Annotated in this window: 17 protein-coding genes and 1 pseudogene; 8 read left to right on the forward strand and 10 right to left on the reverse strand. The window is 74.8% G+C overall.

Annotated features, from left to right (window positions below):
- Positions 1–111: 111 nt before the first annotated feature.
- The 4 genes from ACFV6D_RS10795 to ACFV6D_RS10810 form a co-directional block, all read right to left on the reverse strand.
- A complete protein-coding gene (locus ACFV6D_RS10795; RefSeq protein WP_380559246.1) occupies positions 112–849 on the reverse strand; it encodes a polysaccharide deacetylase family protein in 738 nt (245 codons plus the stop codon).
- A gap of 5 nt (positions 850–854) precedes the next feature.
- Positions 855–1643: an SDR family NAD(P)-dependent oxidoreductase gene (locus tag ACFV6D_RS10800; RefSeq protein ID WP_380559248.1), complete on the reverse strand. Its 789-nt coding sequence runs from the start codon at positions 1641–1643 to the stop codon at positions 855–857.
- A gap of 78 nt (positions 1644–1721) precedes the next feature.
- Complete coding sequence (locus ACFV6D_RS10805; RefSeq protein WP_380491845.1) at positions 1722–2648, reverse strand: hypothetical protein; 927 nt, start codon at positions 2646–2648, stop codon at positions 1722–1724.
- A 102-nt stretch (positions 2649–2750) separates the two neighbouring features.
- Entirely contained in the window at positions 2751–3554 is an 804-nt protein-coding gene (locus ACFV6D_RS10810; protein ID WP_380343185.1) for an SAM-dependent methyltransferase, read from the reverse strand.
- Between the two features lie 223 nt (positions 3555–3777).
- Between ACFV6D_RS10810 and ACFV6D_RS10815 the strand changes: the two genes are divergently transcribed.
- Together ACFV6D_RS10815 and ACFV6D_RS10820 are read left to right on the forward strand one after the other, a co-directional pair.
- Positions 3778–4452 (forward strand): RNA polymerase sigma factor, encoded by a 675-nt coding sequence (locus tag ACFV6D_RS10815; protein WP_063350675.1) that lies wholly within the window; start codon positions 3778–3780, stop codon positions 4450–4452.
- Between the two features lie 86 nt (positions 4453–4538).
- Entirely contained in the window at positions 4539–5186 is a 648-nt protein-coding gene (locus ACFV6D_RS10820; RefSeq protein WP_380491843.1) for a hypothetical protein, read from the forward strand.
- A 30-nt stretch (positions 5187–5216) separates the two neighbouring features.
- Here the strand turns inward: ACFV6D_RS10820 and ACFV6D_RS10825 are convergent, their stop codons facing one another.
- The 4 genes from ACFV6D_RS10825 to ACFV6D_RS10840 all read right to left on the reverse strand — a co-directional run bounded on the left by ACFV6D_RS10825 (position 5217) and on the right by ACFV6D_RS10840 (position 9182).
- Positions 5217–6947 carry a condensation domain-containing protein gene (locus ACFV6D_RS10825; RefSeq protein ID WP_380491841.1) on the reverse strand — a complete coding sequence of 577 codons (1731 nt, stop codon included), beginning with the start codon at positions 6945–6947 and terminating at the stop codon, positions 5217–5219.
- 158 nt (positions 6948–7105) lie between these two features.
- Positions 7106–7885: a hypothetical protein gene (locus ACFV6D_RS10830; protein WP_380491839.1), complete on the reverse strand. Its 780-nt coding sequence runs from the start codon at positions 7883–7885 to the stop codon at positions 7106–7108.
- A 4-nt stretch (positions 7886–7889) separates the two neighbouring features.
- Entirely contained in the window at positions 7890–8180 is a 291-nt protein-coding gene (locus tag ACFV6D_RS10835; protein ID WP_079136143.1) for a phosphopantetheine-binding protein, read from the reverse strand.
- A 69-nt stretch (positions 8181–8249) separates the two neighbouring features.
- Positions 8250–9182, reverse strand: a complete 933-nt coding sequence (locus tag ACFV6D_RS10840) for a 3-oxoacyl-[acyl-carrier-protein] synthase III C-terminal domain-containing protein (protein WP_363582555.1) — start codon at positions 9180–9182, stop codon at positions 8250–8252.
- 145 nt (positions 9183–9327) lie between these two features.
- Between ACFV6D_RS10840 and ACFV6D_RS10845 the strand changes: the two genes are divergently transcribed.
- The 5 genes from ACFV6D_RS10845 (at position 9328) to ACFV6D_RS10865 (ending at position 13573) form a co-directional block, all read left to right on the forward strand.
- Positions 9328–9651, forward strand: a complete 324-nt coding sequence (locus ACFV6D_RS10845) for a hypothetical protein (RefSeq protein ID WP_159398581.1) — start codon at positions 9328–9330, stop codon at positions 9649–9651.
- On the forward strand, positions 9648–10841 hold the full coding sequence (locus ACFV6D_RS10850) for a glycosyltransferase (RefSeq protein ID WP_380559250.1): 1194 nt from the start codon (positions 9648–9650) through the stop codon (positions 10839–10841). Before ACFV6D_RS10845 ends, ACFV6D_RS10850 begins: the two co-directional genes overlap by 4 nt.
- 146 nt (positions 10842–10987) lie before the next feature.
- Positions 10988–11962, forward strand: a complete 975-nt coding sequence (locus tag ACFV6D_RS10855) for an ATP-binding cassette domain-containing protein (RefSeq protein WP_063350668.1) — start codon at positions 10988–10990, stop codon at positions 11960–11962.
- Positions 11963–11984: 22 nt separating this feature from the next.
- Positions 11985–12749, forward strand: coding sequence for an ABC transporter permease (locus ACFV6D_RS10860; RefSeq protein WP_380491835.1), 765 nt, complete (start codon positions 11985–11987; stop codon positions 12747–12749).
- 131 nt (positions 12750–12880) lie between these two features.
- Positions 12881–13573 carry an HAD family hydrolase gene (locus ACFV6D_RS10865; protein ID WP_380431184.1) on the forward strand — a complete coding sequence of 231 codons (693 nt, stop codon included), beginning with the start codon at positions 12881–12883 and terminating at the stop codon, positions 13571–13573.
- Positions 13574–13820: 247 nt separating this feature from the next.
- On the opposite strand, the pseudogene dhaL reads toward ACFV6D_RS10865, so the two are convergent.
- Both dhaL and ACFV6D_RS10875 read right to left on the reverse strand, forming a co-directional pair.
- Positions 13821–14468: pseudogene (dhaL, locus tag ACFV6D_RS10870) on the reverse strand (dihydroxyacetone kinase subunit DhaL); the annotation flags it as partial.
- Positions 14465–15502, reverse strand: coding sequence for a dihydroxyacetone kinase subunit DhaK (locus ACFV6D_RS10875; RefSeq protein ID WP_063345848.1), 1038 nt, complete (start codon positions 15500–15502; stop codon positions 14465–14467). The pseudogene dhaL and the gene ACFV6D_RS10875, both read right to left, overlap by 4 nt.
- Before the next feature lie 351 nt (positions 15503–15853).
- Between ACFV6D_RS10875 and ACFV6D_RS10880 the strand changes: the two genes are divergently transcribed.
- A complete protein-coding gene (locus ACFV6D_RS10880; protein ID WP_317620150.1) occupies positions 15854–15946 on the forward strand; it encodes an Ms4533A family Cys-rich leader peptide in 93 nt (30 codons plus the stop codon).
- The last annotated feature ends 16 nt before the right edge of the window (positions 15947–15962 follow it).

The following is a 15962-nucleotide window of genomic DNA, read 5'->3' on the forward strand; positions in this document are numbered from 1 at the left end:
GTCGGAGCGGGGGCGCCCGCGCCAATCCCGGGGTGCCCCGCCCCCGCTGCCCCCGCCGCCCCCCGCCCCCCCCCGCCCCCCCCCCGGGGGGGGGGGGGGGGGGCTTCGCCGTCAGCCGCGGGCGGCCCCCGGGACGGCGTGGTCGCGGAGCGGGCCGAGGGTGAGGGAGTGGGCGCGGCAGTGGGCGGCGATCAGCGGGAGGGCGGCGAGGGTGGCCCGCCAGGAGTCGGGGGCGGAGGTGCAGTCGGAGTCGTGCAGGAGGAGGGTCGCGCCGCCGGTGAGGCCGGGGCGGGCGGTCGCGTAGACGGAGGCCCCGGTCGCCTCCGCCGTCCAGTCCCGGCCCCAGGCCGTCCACAGCACCGGGCGCAGGCCCAGCCGCCGGGCGGCCAGGGCCGGGCCCGCCGTCAGCACCCCGTACGGCGGGCGGTACCAGTGCGGGCGCACCCCGCACAGCGCGGTCACCGCCTCGGTCGCGTGGCGCAGTTCGCGCAGGTCACGGGCCGGGGCCGGGTACCACTGCGGCCGGTGGTGCCAGCCGTGGACGGCCACCTCGTGGCCGCGCAGCACCAGCTCCCGGCCGAGGGCGGGGGCGCGCTCCAGCATCGAGCCCAGCAGGAAGAAGGTGGCCCGGACACCGCCCAGCGCGTCCAGCGCATCCAGGATCTCCGGGGTGCTGCGCGGGTCGGGGCCGTCGTCGAAGGTCAGGGCGACGTGGTGCGGGTCGGCGCCGAGGCCGGCGGTTCGACGGGCCAGCGTGCGGCGCAGTGCCGGGAGGCGCACCGCCGCCGGGGCCAGGTGCGCGAACTCCGCCGCAGTCGCCGCCGCGAGCACCCGGGTCGCGGTGTTCACCGGGCTCACCCGAAGCGGGAGGCCATGCGCCGGAACACGCCCGGCGCCACGCCGTGGATCCGGGCCGGGAAGCCGAGCCAGTGCGGCACGAAGAGCCGGTCACGACCGGTGGTGATGGTCGCGACCACGATGTCGGCGACCCGCTCCGCCGGCACGGGCCGTGGCCGCTCCCGCTGGTAGGGCGTGCCGCGCCGGTCGAAGAACGGGGTGTCCACCGGGCCCGGCAGCACCAGGCGCACCCCCACCCCGGTGCCGCGCAGCTCGTACCAGAGGCTCTCCGCGAACATCGCCAGCCCGCCCTTGGTCGCCGCGTACCCCGACTCGTCGCGCACGCCGACCTGGCCGGCCATCGAGCCGAGCAGCACGATCCGGCCCCGGCGGCGCTCCAGCATGCCCGGCAGGAGCAGGCGGACCAGCCGCAGCGGGGCGGCGAAGTTGACCTCGATCATCCGGTCCAGGACGTCCGAGGGGGTGTCCGCGAACGGTCCGCGCCACCCCAGGCCCGCACTGGCGACCAGCGCGTCCACCCGGCCGGCCTCCGCGAGGGCCGCCTCCGCGAGCCGACTCGGGCCGTCCGGTTTGCTCAGGTCCTCGGGCAGGACGCGGCCACCGGTCCGGGCGGCGACCTCGTCCAGGCGGGCGCCGTCCGTACCGGACAGCAGGGTCCGCCAGCCGGCGTCGGCCAGGCGGACGGCCGTGGCCAGGCCGATGCCGGAGGAGGCGCCGGTGACGAGCACGACCGGAGGGTCGGCGGGCCCCGGCCGTCGGGGGCCCGGCTGGGCTTCGTCCGCCATCGCGCACCTGCCGCTCCGTGGGCGTTCAACCGTCCGATTTGTCCGGCAAGTCACCTTCGCACGGCGGCGCCGCCCGGGCTACCGGGGCGGGACGGCCGGCTCGGACTCCGCCTCCGGACCCGGGCCGGGTTCAGGGTCCCGGTCCGCCACGCCCGGCCGCGCACCGGCCACCTCCGCGGACTGCCCCTCCAACTCCCCGAACCTGGACAGCAGGAAGGTGCCGCCCACCGCCACCGCGAAGCCCGCCAGCGCGCACCACTCGAACCCCGGACGCGCCGCGTCGCCCAGCGCCGCCACGCCCACCAGCGCCGGACCGAAGGTCTCGGCAACCGTCCCGGCGGCGGTCGCGGCCGTGACCGTGCCGCGCTGCAGAGCCAGCGCGTACGCCAGGTAGCCGCCGAGGCCGCCCACCACGAGCGCGTACGCCGCCGGGTCGGTGAGGACGGTGACCAGGCTCGACGCGTCCATCACCCGCACCGCCAGGCTCGTCACCCCGAACCCCACCCCCGCCAGCAGCCCCAGCCCGGCCGCCGCCACGGTGCCGGCCCGGCGCACCAGGACGAGGGTCAGCAACAGCATCACGGCCGTCGTCGCGAGCAGCGCCCAGTGGAACAGCGGCGGGGCGTGCTCCCGGCCCTCCCGGCCCGACCCCGACGCCAGCAGCGTCAGGCCGACCACCACGGCGACGATTCCGACCGCGTCCCCCCGGCGCAGCCGTGCCCCGAGCAGCCGGACGGCGGCGAGCGCCGTCACGGCCAGGCTCGCATTGGTGACGGCCTGCACGAGGAACAGCGGCAGGCTGCGCAGCGCCACGATGCTCAGCGCGAAACCGACGATGTCCAGCACGGTGCCGAGCAGGAACTCCCACGAGCGCGCCAGCGCGGCCAGCAGCCCCGCCCGCACCCGGTCCGCCTGCGGCGCCGACCGCGCCCCACGCGCCTGGAACACCGCCCCGAACCCGAAGCACACGGTCGCGACCAAGGCGGTGGTGAGTCCCAGCAGCATGCCTCTCCCAGCCTCACGGGCAGCATCGATCCACCACCAGTCTGTCCCCGGGGCGGCGAGGCCGCACGGGTGGAGCGGGTGGGGGCGGCGCGGCCGGCGGGGTCAGGGTTTGAGGGCCACGGCCGCGTAGGCGGCGGCTTCGGGGGCGGTGGCCGGCGGGTCGGTGGGGGTGGGACGCCAGTGGGGGGTGGGGACGATGCCGGGGGCGATGAGGCTCCAGCCGTCGAAGAAGCGGGTGAACTCGGGGAGCGTGCGGGCCTGGGCGGCGGTGCCGGCGGATTCGTAGATCCGGACCAGGCCGGCGATCTCGGCCGGGGCGAAGTCGGGGGTGACGTGGGTCATCACCAGGGCGCTGCCGGGGGCGAGGGCCGCTTTGAGGTGCTCGACGAGCTCGTGGGCGCCGTGGGTGTCGGGGACGAAGTGCAGGAGGGCGTTGAGGGAGAGCGCGACGGGCCGGGTGAGGTCGATGGTGTCGCGCAGGCCGGGCGAGGCGAGGAGCCGGGCGGGGTCGGTGACGTCGGCCTCGACGTAGGCGGTGCGGCCTTCGGGGGTGCCGGTGAGCAGGGCCTGGGCGTGTGAGAGCACGATCGGGTCGTTGTCGGCGTAGACGACGCGGGCGCACGGTTCCACGCTCTGGGCGACCTCGTGGAGGTTGGGCGGGGTGGGGATGCCGGTGCCGATGTCGAGGAACTGGTCGATGCCGGCCCGGGCGAGGGCACGGGTGGAGCGGTGGACGAAGGACCGGTTGGCGCGGGCGGCGACGCGCAGCCAGGGTCCGAGGGCGAGGGCGTGCCCGGCGGCCTCGCGGTCGGCGGCGAAGTTGGTGAAGCCGCCGAGGTAGTAGTCGTACATCCGGGCCGAGTGCGGCATGTTGAGCCGCAGGTCGACTCCGTCGTAGAGGCTCATCGCGTTCCCCTTGGCGTCGCGGACACCTGTCGATTGGTGCCCACCGTATCCGGAGGTCAGGCGCGGTCCGCCGCATTCCAACCGGTCGACTGATCCGATGGGATGACAATCCGTATTCGGGATACGGCCTGGAGTGACGAGCCGGATGGACTGAGGATGGGCGCAGACAGCCCGACCCTCGAGTGGACCGCCGAGCTGCCGGCGGCCACGGAAAGCAGGCTCGATGACGATCGACAGGGGCGCCCCCGTGCGCGGGTACCGGGGAGGGCCCACGCTGGAGCGCGCCGACGGCCCGGAGTCGGACCGGGAGGCCGGTGGCGACCTCGGCCTGCGGCTGGACCTCACCTACGCGTCGTTCTGCGAGACCCATGAACCCGCCTGGCACGCCCTCGCGTTGACCAGGATAGGCGGCCAGGCGGACGCCGCGCTGGTGGTCGAGGCCGTGAAGGCGGACCTGGCCCGCTGCTGGCCGCAGGTGCTGCGGTTCGAGGAGCCGGCCGCGTACGCCTGGCGGTTGGCGAACCGGCACGTCTCGGACTGGATGTCCGCCGAGGAACCGGTGGCGGTGGAGGCCGTCACCTTCGCCGCGGTGATCGGCGCGTTCAAGCAGGTCGCGAACGGGCTGCTGCACAGCGAGGCGGACGAGGTGCGGCTGTACGCGGCGATCCTCGAACTCCCGGACCGGCAGCGGGATGTGATCATCCTGCGGTACCTGCTGGGCCTGCACGTCAAGGTGATCGCGGCCTACCTGGGGCGGCCGGTGGCGACGGTGCACTCCAACCTGCGGCACGCGCGGGAGCGGCTGGCGCGCCGGCTCGGGGTGGGCGAACTGCCGGACAGCTCGGGCGAACCGGCCGACCGCGCGGGTGAACTGCCGGACCGCGCGGGTCAGCTGTGACGCCCGGGCCGGAAGCCGACCCGCCCGACGGGGCGGGTACGAGCGGTGGGGCGGGTACGAGCGGTGGGGGGCGTGCGGTGGTTCACGTGCCCCGGCCGGAACGCGCGCACGCCGAGCGCATCGCAGCACTGCGCCAGGCCCGGCTCACGGCCGCGCCGACACACCTGCCGTCGGAGTTCGAGCAGGCCGCCTTCGAACTGGGCCTGGTGGTGGCCCTGGTGCTGGGCGCGCCGGACGCCTCCCGGGGGCTCGACCTCCTGGTGAACGCCCGCCGGATCCAGCCCGAGGGGGCGGAGGTGTTCGCCGCGCTGCTGTACGCGACCGGGCGGGAGGAGGGCGCCGAGTTCTGGTGGCGCTTCGCCGCCGGATCGGGCTGCGGCACGGCGGCGTACTGCCTGCACCTGCACCATCTGAAGCTCGGCGAGAACGACGACGCCGACTACTGGCGGGCCTGGTCAGACCAGCTGGCGGCGGCCGGACGCCCCTCCGGGCCGATGCCGTTGCGGATGACCAGGCCGCTGCTGCCGGACGACGTGCGGCGCGACATCCTGTCCCGGGTCCACCACGGGCTGGCGCCGCAACTGCCGCCGCGGCTGGTCGCGGCGATCGACCGGCTGCCGGTGCAGGGCGACGAGGACGAGGAGGAGGTGCCGAGCCCGTGGGGGCTCACCTCGGGGGCGACCTCGGTGTGTTCGTGGGACGTCCGGTGGGACGGCGAGGACCCGTTGGAGTGAGCCGACCGCGTCTGCCCGTCCTCCCCCCGTTCAGGTGAGCGCCGCCTGCCGGGCGGCGATGTCCGGGTCGCGGCCGCCGCCGGAGGTGACGGCCTCCGCCCCGGGGCCGGTGTGCCGGACGACGTAGTGGTGCGGCGCCATCGCCGTGTCGCGGCCGGGCAGGGCGGCGACCACCGCGTGGTGGGCGACGGCCGGGGTGAGTTCGTGGTCCGCGCTGGTCAGCCTGGCGGTCAGCCTTCCCTCGTCCAGCGCCAGTTCGATGTCCGCCCGCGCGCCGAGGGCGGCCTCCAGCAGGGCGCGGACGGCGGCCAGGTCGATCCAGGAGCCGTCGACCAGGTGCCACTCCCCGCTCCGGCCGGGGGTCGGCACGCCGCCGACGCCGGGCAGGGCGTCGAGCGGCACGGGCCCGCGGGCGGCGGCGGCGAGGACGGCGAGCAGCGCCTGCGCGAACCGGTCGGTCTCGTCCGGGTCCAGCACCTGCGGGCAGCTGATCAGGGCGAAGTCGAGGCTGCCGCTGATCCGCAGGATGGTGAACATCAGCCGGACCGGCAGCGGCGGGGCGGGCACCCGGGTCAGTTCGGGGTCGGCGGCCGCGGCGGGTTGGGCGTCGGCGACGGCCGCGGGGATGGTCAGGCTCAGGTCGTTGACCACGACATGCCGGGGGAAGCGGCTGCCGCGCAGGTGGGCGCAGTCCTCGATGAGCCGCCAGACCTGTTCGGCGTCCAGGGTGCTGTGCCAGTAGGCGCTCAGCGAGGCCGCCTTGGCCCGGCCGATCAGCTGGTCGAGGTCGGCCGCCCCGGTGTCGAGCCGGATCAGGGCGTCCTGCGCCAGGGTGCCGACGTGGTCGACCAGGGCGGCGCGCTGGCGGTTCGCGGAGAGCGCCGAGAGCGCCAGCTCGGGACGGCCGGACCGGTGCGTGACGAGCGCGGCGAAGGCGGCGAGCAGGACGACGGACGGGCTCGCGCCGGTGCGGCGGCAGACGGCGGCGAGGTCCTCGGCGGCGGTGCGGGAGCGGACCAGGACGGCCGAGTGGTCGCGCGGGGGGCCGGTGATCCGCGCGTCGGCGAACACCACCTGCGGGCCGGTGGCGAGGCTGCGGGCCCAGTACCGCAGGGCGGCGGCCGACTTGCGGCGGCCCTGCGCGCTCCGTTCCGCGTCCGCGATCCGCAGCGGGGTCGGGGCGGTGACCGGCGGGAGGTCCTTGCCGGCGGCGAGGTCCAGCCAGTCCTGGATCAGCAGCACGGTGGCGGCGCCGTCGGCGCCCGCGTGGCAGACCACCGCAACCAGCCGCAGCAGTTGCTCCCCGTCGGCGACGAGGGTGACGCGCAGCCGCGGGGCGGCGGCCAGGTCGAACGGAACGGCGACGTCGGCTCGGCCCAACTCCGCTGCGAACGCGTCCAGTTGGGTGCCGTCGCGATCGCCCGCCTCGATCACGGTGACGGTGAACCGGCCTTCCGGGTGCACCACTTGGCGCTCCGGGAAGCCGTCCGCGCCGGGGCCGGCGGGGAAGGAGGTGCGCAGCGACTCGTGCCGTTCGACGAGCCGGCGCAGGGCGGCCACCCCGGCCGACACCGAGGTGCCGTCCGGGACGGGCCAGAGCGAATCCTTGTTGATCTGCTCGGGGGCGTCACGCCCGATGCACCGGATCATGTTGTCCTGGCCGAGCGTGAGCGGCCCCGAACCGCCGGCCGCACCGTCGGCCGGGGCCGCGTACCGGACCTCGATCCGCCTACTGGTCTGTGTCTCGCCGTACGGGGTCACGTCGTACGCGCCTTTCGGCTCGCCGGGAAGGGTTCAGCGGGGGTGCGATCGGGACGCTACCAGCGACCTCGCACGCTGGTCCAGACCAATCGTCTACCAAACCGATGGTTCGCCAATTCCTGTGCGAGACAAGCGAGTTGGCATGAACCGAACCATGGCTACGGAAGGGTCAACGTGCTCAGCACGCCGAGCCGGCGGTCCAGGTCGGCGACCAGGACGGGGCGCCCCTGCGCCCGCCAGGCGGGCAGCTGCTCGGCGAGCTCCGCCCAGGCCCCGGTGAACGGCTGGGCGGCCGGGCTCTCGGCACCGGCCAGCCCGGGGCCGAGCACGAGCGCCGGGTCGGACCCCAGCCCGGCAGCCCGATCCCGCACCGCCGTGTCCGGCAGCCCGGCACCAGGCATCTGATGGATCGTCATATCAGGCCCGGGGGCCTCCTCGCAGACCAGCACCACCACGCCGTGCCGCTCCGGAAGCGACACCGGCGCGGCCGGCTCGTGGTGCAGCGCGGTCTGCTCGGCGAGCACCACGACCGCCCGACGGCAGGATCCGGTGCGGTGGTAGTCGACCGCGAGGCGCAGCGCGGTGAAGGCCGCGGCGACGCCCTGGTCGCAGACCGCGAAGGCGAGCGGCGTGCCCGGACAGGACCGGCTGAGCGCCAGCGAGGACGGCGCGCCCGGTCGGACGTCCGGGGTGTCGAAGGCCAGGATCAGCAGGTCGACGGGCTCGTCCTCGGCGAGCGCCTCGCGCAGCAGGTCGGCGGCCAGCTCCTCGTAGGAGTGGCCGACGCCCTCGCGCAGCAGGTCCTCGCGCAGCGGCAGGCCGTAGGGGCGGACGAGGTCGGAGACGAACACCCGCAGGTCCGGGTGGAGCGAGGCCTCCGAGCGCCCGTCGAAGCGCCGCGCGAGCACCCGGGTGATCCGCAGGCCGTGGTCGGCCACCTGGTCAGTCCTCGGGGATGACGTGTCCGGCGACGTAGTCGGCCAGCTTGGTGACCGAGCGCAGGTCGTCCTCGGTGATCTGCTCGACGTCCACCTGGATGTCGAGCGACTCCTCCAGCTCCAGGATGAGCTCGATGGTGCCGGCCGAGGTGAGGCCGAGGTCGTCGAAGAGGCAGGCGTTCTCGGGGATCTCGGGCAGTTCGCGCTTGAGGACGCGGGGCAGCAGTTCGCCGATGCCGGTGCGGATCCGCTCGCGCAGCTCGGGGTCAGTGGTCTGGACCACAGGTTCTGACATGGGTGTCCCGTCCCGTCGTACGTGGGAGAGTGGTCTGGCATGGGAAGGATGGACGAAGCCGACGCTTCGTCAGCAGCGGACCGCCATCGCGGAGAACGTGGCTCCGACACCGGCGGCGGCGATCAGGTAGTGGTCGCCGCGGCGCAGCAGCCCCCGCGTGGTGGCGGTGTGAAGATTGATGAGGCTGTCCGCAGCGAAACTGTGCCCCACCGACAGCACGTTGTCCAGCACCACCTTGTCGAGCGGATAGCCGATCCGGCGCGCTATCATCCGCCACGACGCCTGGTTGACGTTGTGCGGAAGCACCGCGGCCAGGTCGGAGAGGTCCAGACCTGCCTCGTCCAGGGCGGCCTCGATCGCCTCCACCATCACGTTCGGGTACTCGCGCTGGTAGCGGGCCAGGAGGTCCGCGTCCTCGGCCAGTCGGCCGTCGAACTCCGGGCGCTGGCGCACCGCGAAGGAGAGCACCCGGTGGCGCTCGCCGTCGGCGCTCACCAGACAGGCGGCCGCACCCTCGGCGAAGATACCCGTCTCGGGCACCACCTGGGCGTCCTTGGTGAAGGTCTTCTCGCCCGCCAGGATGAGCGCCAGCGCCCGCGGGTCGGGCTCGGCGGCGAGCAGCCGGCCGGCCAGGTCGATGGCCAGCAGGCCCACCGCGCACGCGTGGTGGGTCACCGTGAAGGCGTTGGCGTGCGCGAGGCCGCGCGGGGCGAGCAGGTCGTGCAGTGGGTTGAGCGGGTAGGGCACCGCCACCGGCATGCTGCGCGCGTGGATCACGAAGCGGACGTCCCGTTCGCGTCCGCGCAGCTCAGGCAGGTTGTCGAGGGCGGAGTCAAGCAGGTCGGGCAGCGTCCCGGACGGGTCCAGACGGAGCTGGTCCAGTCCGTGGAAGCGGCGGAAGAGTCGAAGTTGACGTGGGGTCAGGCCGATCCGCTCACCAACCGCCTCGATGGGCACGGCGTGCGGGGGGAGGTGAACGGCCACTGCCTCCAGTGCTGTCACGCGGGCTAGTATTCCGACGCCCGCCTGGTCGCACAAGTGATCTCGGGCCCCTTCACCGTCGCGTTCGTCTCCGAGGCCGCCGAATCCGCCTCCGGGGCGGGCGCGTTCACCCCCGTGCCGTCGAGCAGGTGGGAGACCCCCTTCGATGTCCGATGCCATTTCTCACACGTCGTCCGACCGTGAACCGCACCACCCCGCCGCGCCGTTGCACCCCGAGCTGGTCGCGCTGCTGGTCGAGGCCGCCGGGGCGCCCCCCGGCTGGGCCGACCGGCTGACCCCGGACGCCCGGCTGGACGGCGACCTGCTGCTCGACGAGGGCGAGCTGGCCGCGCTCGCCGGGCGCCTGCGCGAACGCTTCGGCCCGGCCGCCGACCTGGCCCGGCTGCGCGCCGGGCTGGACCTGGCCGCCCTGGAAGCGCTGACCGTCGCCGACCTGCAGAAACTGATCCCCGAGGAGGGTGCACGATGACCCGGTTCCTGCTGGTGATGCCCCCGTTGACCGGGCACGTCAATCCCGCGGCGGGCATCGCCGCCGAGTTGACCGCGCGCGGACACGACGTCGCCTGGACCGGCACCGAGTCGGTGCTGCGCCCGCTGCTCGGCCCCCAGGCCCAGGTGCTCGGCACCGGCACCCGGGCGTTCCGGGCGCAGGGCGGGCACGGGCTCGCCGCGCTGCGTTCGCTCTGGGAGGGCTTCATCGTCCCGTACGCGCGGTTCACCGCGAAGCCGCTGGACGCGATCGTGCGGGAGTTCCGGCCGGACGTCCTGCTCGTCGACCAGCACACCCCGGCGGGCGCGCTGGCCGCCCACCGGCACGGCCTGCCGTGGGCGAGCTTCGCGCCCGGGGCGATGGAACTGGGCCGGCCGTACCGGGCACTGCCGCAGGTGGAGGCCTGGATGACCGGCCTGCTGCGCGGGTTGTGGGAGCGTGCCCGGCTGCCCGCGCAGGAGTACGTGGACCCGCGCTTCTCGCCCGCCCTGGTGCTGGCGACCACCGGCCCCGCGCTGACCGGTGACGACGCGCCGCCCCCGCACCACGCGCTGGTCGGGCCGGTCCAGTCCGCCCGGCCGGCCGACCCGGACTTCCCGTGGGAGCGGCTGCTGCCCGGGCGCCGGCGGGTGCTGGTCACCATGGGCACGCTGGCCGGCGAGCTGGGCGCGGACTTCCACGCGCGGGCCGCCCGGGCGCTGGAGCTGTGCGGCGACGACGTGCAGCCGGTGTTCGCCACCCCGCGCGAGCTGCTGCCCGAACTGCCACCGCAGGCCGTCGCGGTGGACCGGGCGCCGGTGCTGGAGCTGATGGCGCGCGGCGCGCTGGACGCGGTGCTGTGCCACGGCGGGATGAACACCGTCGGCGAGGCCCTGACGCACGGCCTGCCGCTGGTCACCGCACCGATCCGGCACGACCAGCCGTTCGTCGCGGCGCAGGTGGCGGCGGCCGGGGCGGGGCTGCGGGTGCCGTTCGCCCGGGTGACGCCGGAGCGGCTGGCGCAGGCCCTGCGGGCCGTCCTGGACACGGCCGACTACCGGCACAACGCGGTTCGGGTCGGCGAGGCGCTGCGCGCGGGCGGCGGGGCGGCCGCGGCCGCGGACCGGCTGGAGGGCCTGGCGGCCCGAGCCGGGCGGGACTTCCGGCAGCCGCTACCGGGGTCCCTGTAGCAGACCGGAAGATCAACGTCCATTGGTCTAGGCCATTGTCTCCGGGCCGGGGTTCGCCCTAGGGTGGCGCCCAGCACCGCCTTCGCAGGTGCCGAGCACCGCCTTCCCAGGTGCCGTGGCAGCCCATCCCAGCACGGGAGTTCCGGTTGATCGAGACCACGGGACTGCGCAAGTCCTATCGCAAGAAGACCTCCCGCAAGAGCGGCGAGAACCCCACCGTCGACGCTGTGCGCGGCATCGACCTGTCCGTCGACGCGGGCGAGATCTACGGTTTCCTCGGGCCCAACGGCGCCGGGAAGACCACCACCCTGCGCATGCTGGCGACCCTGATCCGCCCGGACGGCGGTCAGGCCAGCATCGCCGGGGCCGATCTCTTCACCGACCCGGCCGGTGTACGCCGCCGGATCGGCTACGTCGCCCAGGGCGGCGGCACCACCGACACCGTCAGCGCCCGCGAGGAGCTGGTGCTCCAGGCCCGGATGTACGGCGCCGCCAAGGCGCAGGCCGTCCAGGCCGCCGAGGGCGCGCTCAAGGCCTTCGACCTGGCCGAATTCGGCGACCGCCCGTGCGCCACCTACTCCGGCGGCCAGCGCCGCCGGGTGGACATCGCGCTCGGCGTCATCCACGAGCCCCGGGTGCTGTTCCTGGACGAGCCCACGGTCGGGCTGGACCCGGCCAGCCGGGCGTACGTGTGGGAGGAGATCCGCCGGCTGCGCACCGAGGGCATGACCGTCGTCGTCACCACCCACTACCTCGACGAGGCCGACGCCCTGTGCGACCGGGTCGCGATCGTCGACCACGGCCAGGTGGTGGCCGAGGGCACGCCCGAGGTGCTCAAGCGCGAGATCTCCGGCGACGTCGTGCTGCTCGGACTGGAGCCCGGAGAGGGCGTCGCCGAGCGGGCCGCCGAGGTGCTGCGCCCGCAGCCCTACCTGCACCGGCTGGAGTTCAGCGGGGAGGACGGACTGCGGCTCTACCTGGAGGACGGCGCGGCGGCCATCCCGCAGCTGCTGCGCGCGCTGGACGGGGCGGGCGTGACACCCGGCACCGTCCAGCTCCAACGCCCCAGCCTGGACGACGTGTTCCTGGCCCGCACCGGCCGTTCGCTCCAGCAGTCCTGATCCGCCCACTCCTGGGGAGACCATGAAGCTCGCCCGCGACACCTGGCTGGTCTTCCAGCGCCAGGTGCTGCTGATGATCCGCACCCCGATCTGGATCGCCGTCGGGATCATCCAGCCCGTGCTCTACCTGCTGCTGTTCGCCCCGCTGCTGAAGAAGGTGCTCGTCCCCGGCGGTACCAGCAGTTACGCCGACACCTACCAGGTGTACGTGCCGGGCCTGCTGGCGGTGCTGTGCATCTTCGGCGGGCTGTTCACCGGCTTCAGCCTGCTCGGCGAGCTGAAGGCCGGCATCATCGAGCGCGCCCGGGTGACGCCGGTGAGCCGGCTGGCGCTGCTGCTCGGGCGGGCGCTGCGGGAGATGGTGGCGCTGCTGGTGCAGGCCATCCTGATCACCCTGATCGCGCTGCCGTTCGGGCTGCGGGTGAGCCCGCTGAACCTGCTGCTCGCCTACCTGCTGCTCGGGCTGCTGGCGCTGATGACCTCGGCGATCTCCTACGGCATCGCGCTGATGGTGCCGACGGACGCGGCGATGGCACCGGTGGTGAACACCCTCGCACAGCCGATCGCACTGCTCTCGGGGGTGCTGCTGCCGCTCACCCTGGCACCGCACTGGCTGCAGCAGACCGCCAAGTGGAACCCCTTCTACTGGGCGGTGGAGGGCATGCGCGCGCTGTTCTCCGGCCACCTCGGGGACAGTGCGGTGTGGCAGGGCCTGCTGGTCGTCGTGGTGATGACCGTGCTGTCGGTGTACTGGTCGGCCCGGTTGTTCTCCACCCGGGTGCGCTGAGACACAGCGCACGAGGATGGGACACATGCACGAGGAGGGGGCCCGCGCGCGCGGCGCGCCCCCCGCCCCCCTCGTCCCGACGCGCACTCCGGCGAATCCCACAAAGCCAATCCCACCTGAAGGGCGTAGGCATGACCGTGGAGAGAATCAACGACTGGACCCCTGCAGCCGTCGTCTTCGACTGCGACGGCACGCTGATGGACACCGAGTCGCACTGGCACCAGGCCCGTGCGGAGGTGCTGCGAGGCTACGGACTCACGGCCGGACCGGAGTTCACGGCGCGCGCGGCCGGGTTGCACTACTCCGACTGCGGGCGGCTGATGGCCGAGACCGCCGGCGACCCCTCGCTGGCGCCGGAGCTGACCGACCGGCTGCTGGTGAGCTTCCGGGCGCTCGTCGACGCCGACCCGGTCCCGATGCCGGGCGCGGCCGAACTGGTCGGCCGGCTCAGCGGGTTCGTCCCGCTGGCGGTCGCCAGCAACTGCCCGCGCGACGTGATCGAGGCCGGACTCGGCGGCGCCGGACTGCTCGAACACTTCGAGCACATCGTGGTCCCGGCCGAGGGGATCGGGCCCAAGCCGGCGCCGGACGTCTACCTGACCGCCGCCCGGCTCTGCGGCGCCGAGCCCACCGACTGCCTCGCCGTGGAGGACACCTTCTGCGGCATCCGCTCGGCCGTCCTGGCGGGGCTGCGGGTGATCGGTGTCGGACCGCACCCGTCGACCGAGGCGCGGGAGGCGGTCGACCTGTGGGTCGCCACCCTGGGCGAGCCGGGACTGCTCGACTGGGTCCGGCGCCGGAGTGCTCTCGCCCTCACCAGCTGAGCAGCCCCCGGCGGGGCGGCCCCTGACCGAACAACCCCCGGCCGAGCAGCGCCCGGCGGGGCGCAAGCCGGCTGGGGAGCCGGCTGGGCGCCGCCCGGCCGGGGCCGGGCGGTCACGGTCCGGCGGGGGCCGGCTCGGGGCCGCACAGCGGATCGGGCCCGCCGAACGCGGTGTCGGTGGGCGCGGTGTCGGTCGGCACGGTGTCGGCGGACGCGGTGTCAGCAACGCCGTCACCGAGCAGCACGCCGTCCAGCGTCCGCGGCACCGCGTGCGCGGAGGCGAACAGCAGCGCGATGCCCACGGCGCCCGGGTCGGGCACTCCCGAGGCCCGTTCGCCAAGGTAGCTGGCCCGGCCGCGGCGGGCCCGCAGGGCCCTGGTCCGGCGGACGCCCGCCGCGGCCGCGGCGGCGGCCGCGGCGAGGCAGTCGTCCGGGCGGGCATCGGGAGTGCAGCCGCGCAGGGCCAGTGCGGCCGGGTGCAGGGCGTCGACGAGCGTCTTGTCACCCGGCCGCGCCTCCCCCACCCGCTGGACGGCCTCCAGCGCCGCCGTCACTCCCCGGGCGAGGGCCGGGCCGGTCAGCGGGCCGGCGCCGACGGCCGCCGCCAGTTCCTGGAGCACCAGGCCGAACAGCGGCCCGCTCGTCCCGCCGACCTCGTCCAGGAACGCGCCCGCCGCCGCGCCCAGCGGTACCGCCGCGGCCTGGCGCCCCGGCGGCAGCCGGTCCAGCGCGGCCAGGGCGCACCGCACGCCGGTGAGCAGGTTGACGCCGAAGTCGCCGTCCCCGGCGGCCTGGTCGAGCCGGGTGAGCTCCTCCTCGGTGACCGCGACGGTCTCGGCGAACCGTCGCATCCAGCCCGCCGTGAAGACGCCGTCGAAGGCCTTCGTGCCCGTCATCTCCTGACCTCCTGGTGACCGGGGGCCGGCGCCGATTGCGCGACCGGCCAGGCCGCCGTGTACGCGGGGGCGTCGAGCAGCGCGAGCGTCTGCTCGTCGGCGGCGAGCAGGGTGATCGAGAACCCCCGCATGTCGAGGGCGGTGACGTAGTCGCCGACCAGGCTGCGCGCCAGGCGGCGCCCGCCGGCGTCCAGGACGGCGGCCAGTTCATACAGGACCGCGTACAGCTCCAGGCCGGTGGTCGCGCCCAGCCCGTTGACCAGCGCGACCAGGGGGGCGCGGGCCGGGCGCAGCGCCTCCAGCAGGCGCAGCGCCATCCGGCCCACCAGGACGGCCAGTGGTTCGCACTCCAGGGAGAGTTCGGCCCGTTCGCCGTGGATGCCGACGCCGAACTCGACCGTCCGGTCCGACACCTCGAAGGCCGGCCGGCCGGTGGCCGGGGAGGTGTGTGCGGCGCCGGCCACTGCGATGCTGCGGCAGCGCCCGGCCAACTCGGCTCCCAGCAGGGAGAGTTCCGCCAGTCCGAGCCCGAGGTCGGCGGCCGCTCCGAGGATTTTCTGCACCAGGACGGTGGCCGCCGTCCCGCGCCGGCCGGCGGCGACGGACTCGGACTCGGAGGCGAGGTCGTCGTCCACCAGGACCCTGGCGCACGGTATGCCCTGGCGGTGCAGCCGTTCGGCCGCGATGCCGAAGTTGATCCGGTCGCCGGTGTAGTTCTTCACGATGTGCAGGACGCCGTCCTCGCCGGCGACCGCGCGCGAGGCCTCGAAGATCTGCCGGTTGTGCGGTGAGGCGAAGATCCGGCCCGGGCAGGCGGCGTCGAGCATGCCCCGGCCGACGAATCCGACGTGCAGGGGCTCGTGCCCGGAGCCGCCGCCGGAGAGCAGTCCGACCCGGCGCCCGGGGGCCCGGTCACGGGCGCGGACGAATCCGAGGTCGGGGTCGTGGACGACGAGCGATGGGTGGGCCCGGGCGAATCCGGCGAGTGCGCTCGCCACCAGGGCGTCCTGATCGGTTTCGAGGTAAGGGGCCACGTCCGGCTCCGCTCGGTAGGGCGGCCGCGCTGCGCGCGATCGCCGATCACGTTCACCCATGCTTGGGCAGGCGCCCGCGCGCGGCAACCCGCAGACGGAAGTGCGCGAGGGCCCGGGACGGCCGCCCGGCGGGCGGTTCGGGGCCTTCGGGGCGCCGGCGCTTCGAAGGGTCGCGGCACCCACTCGGGTGATGTCGCGCCCGCCGGTCCGGCGGGCCCGGGCCCCGGGTTTCCCCCCGCTTCCGCACGGTCTCCCGGCGCCCGGGCCGTAATCCGTTCCCGGAGTTCCGGTGGCGGCCGGATGGTATCCGGAGTTTTGACATTCTGCTTAAAGTCATACAGTCTTCTCGGCATGTCTGACCGTCACCCGATCGAGTGCGCCGCCATCGAGCTGGCGCTGATCGGCGTGGCCGCGCACTGCGTTTCCGACAATCTCTGTCGCTGAATCCGCCTGTCCCGAC

This window comes from Kitasatospora sp. NPDC059812, from assembly GCF_042732075.1.
In the GTDB taxonomy this organism is placed as follows: Bacteria; Actinomycetota; Actinomycetes; order Streptomycetales; family Streptomycetaceae; genus Kitasatospora.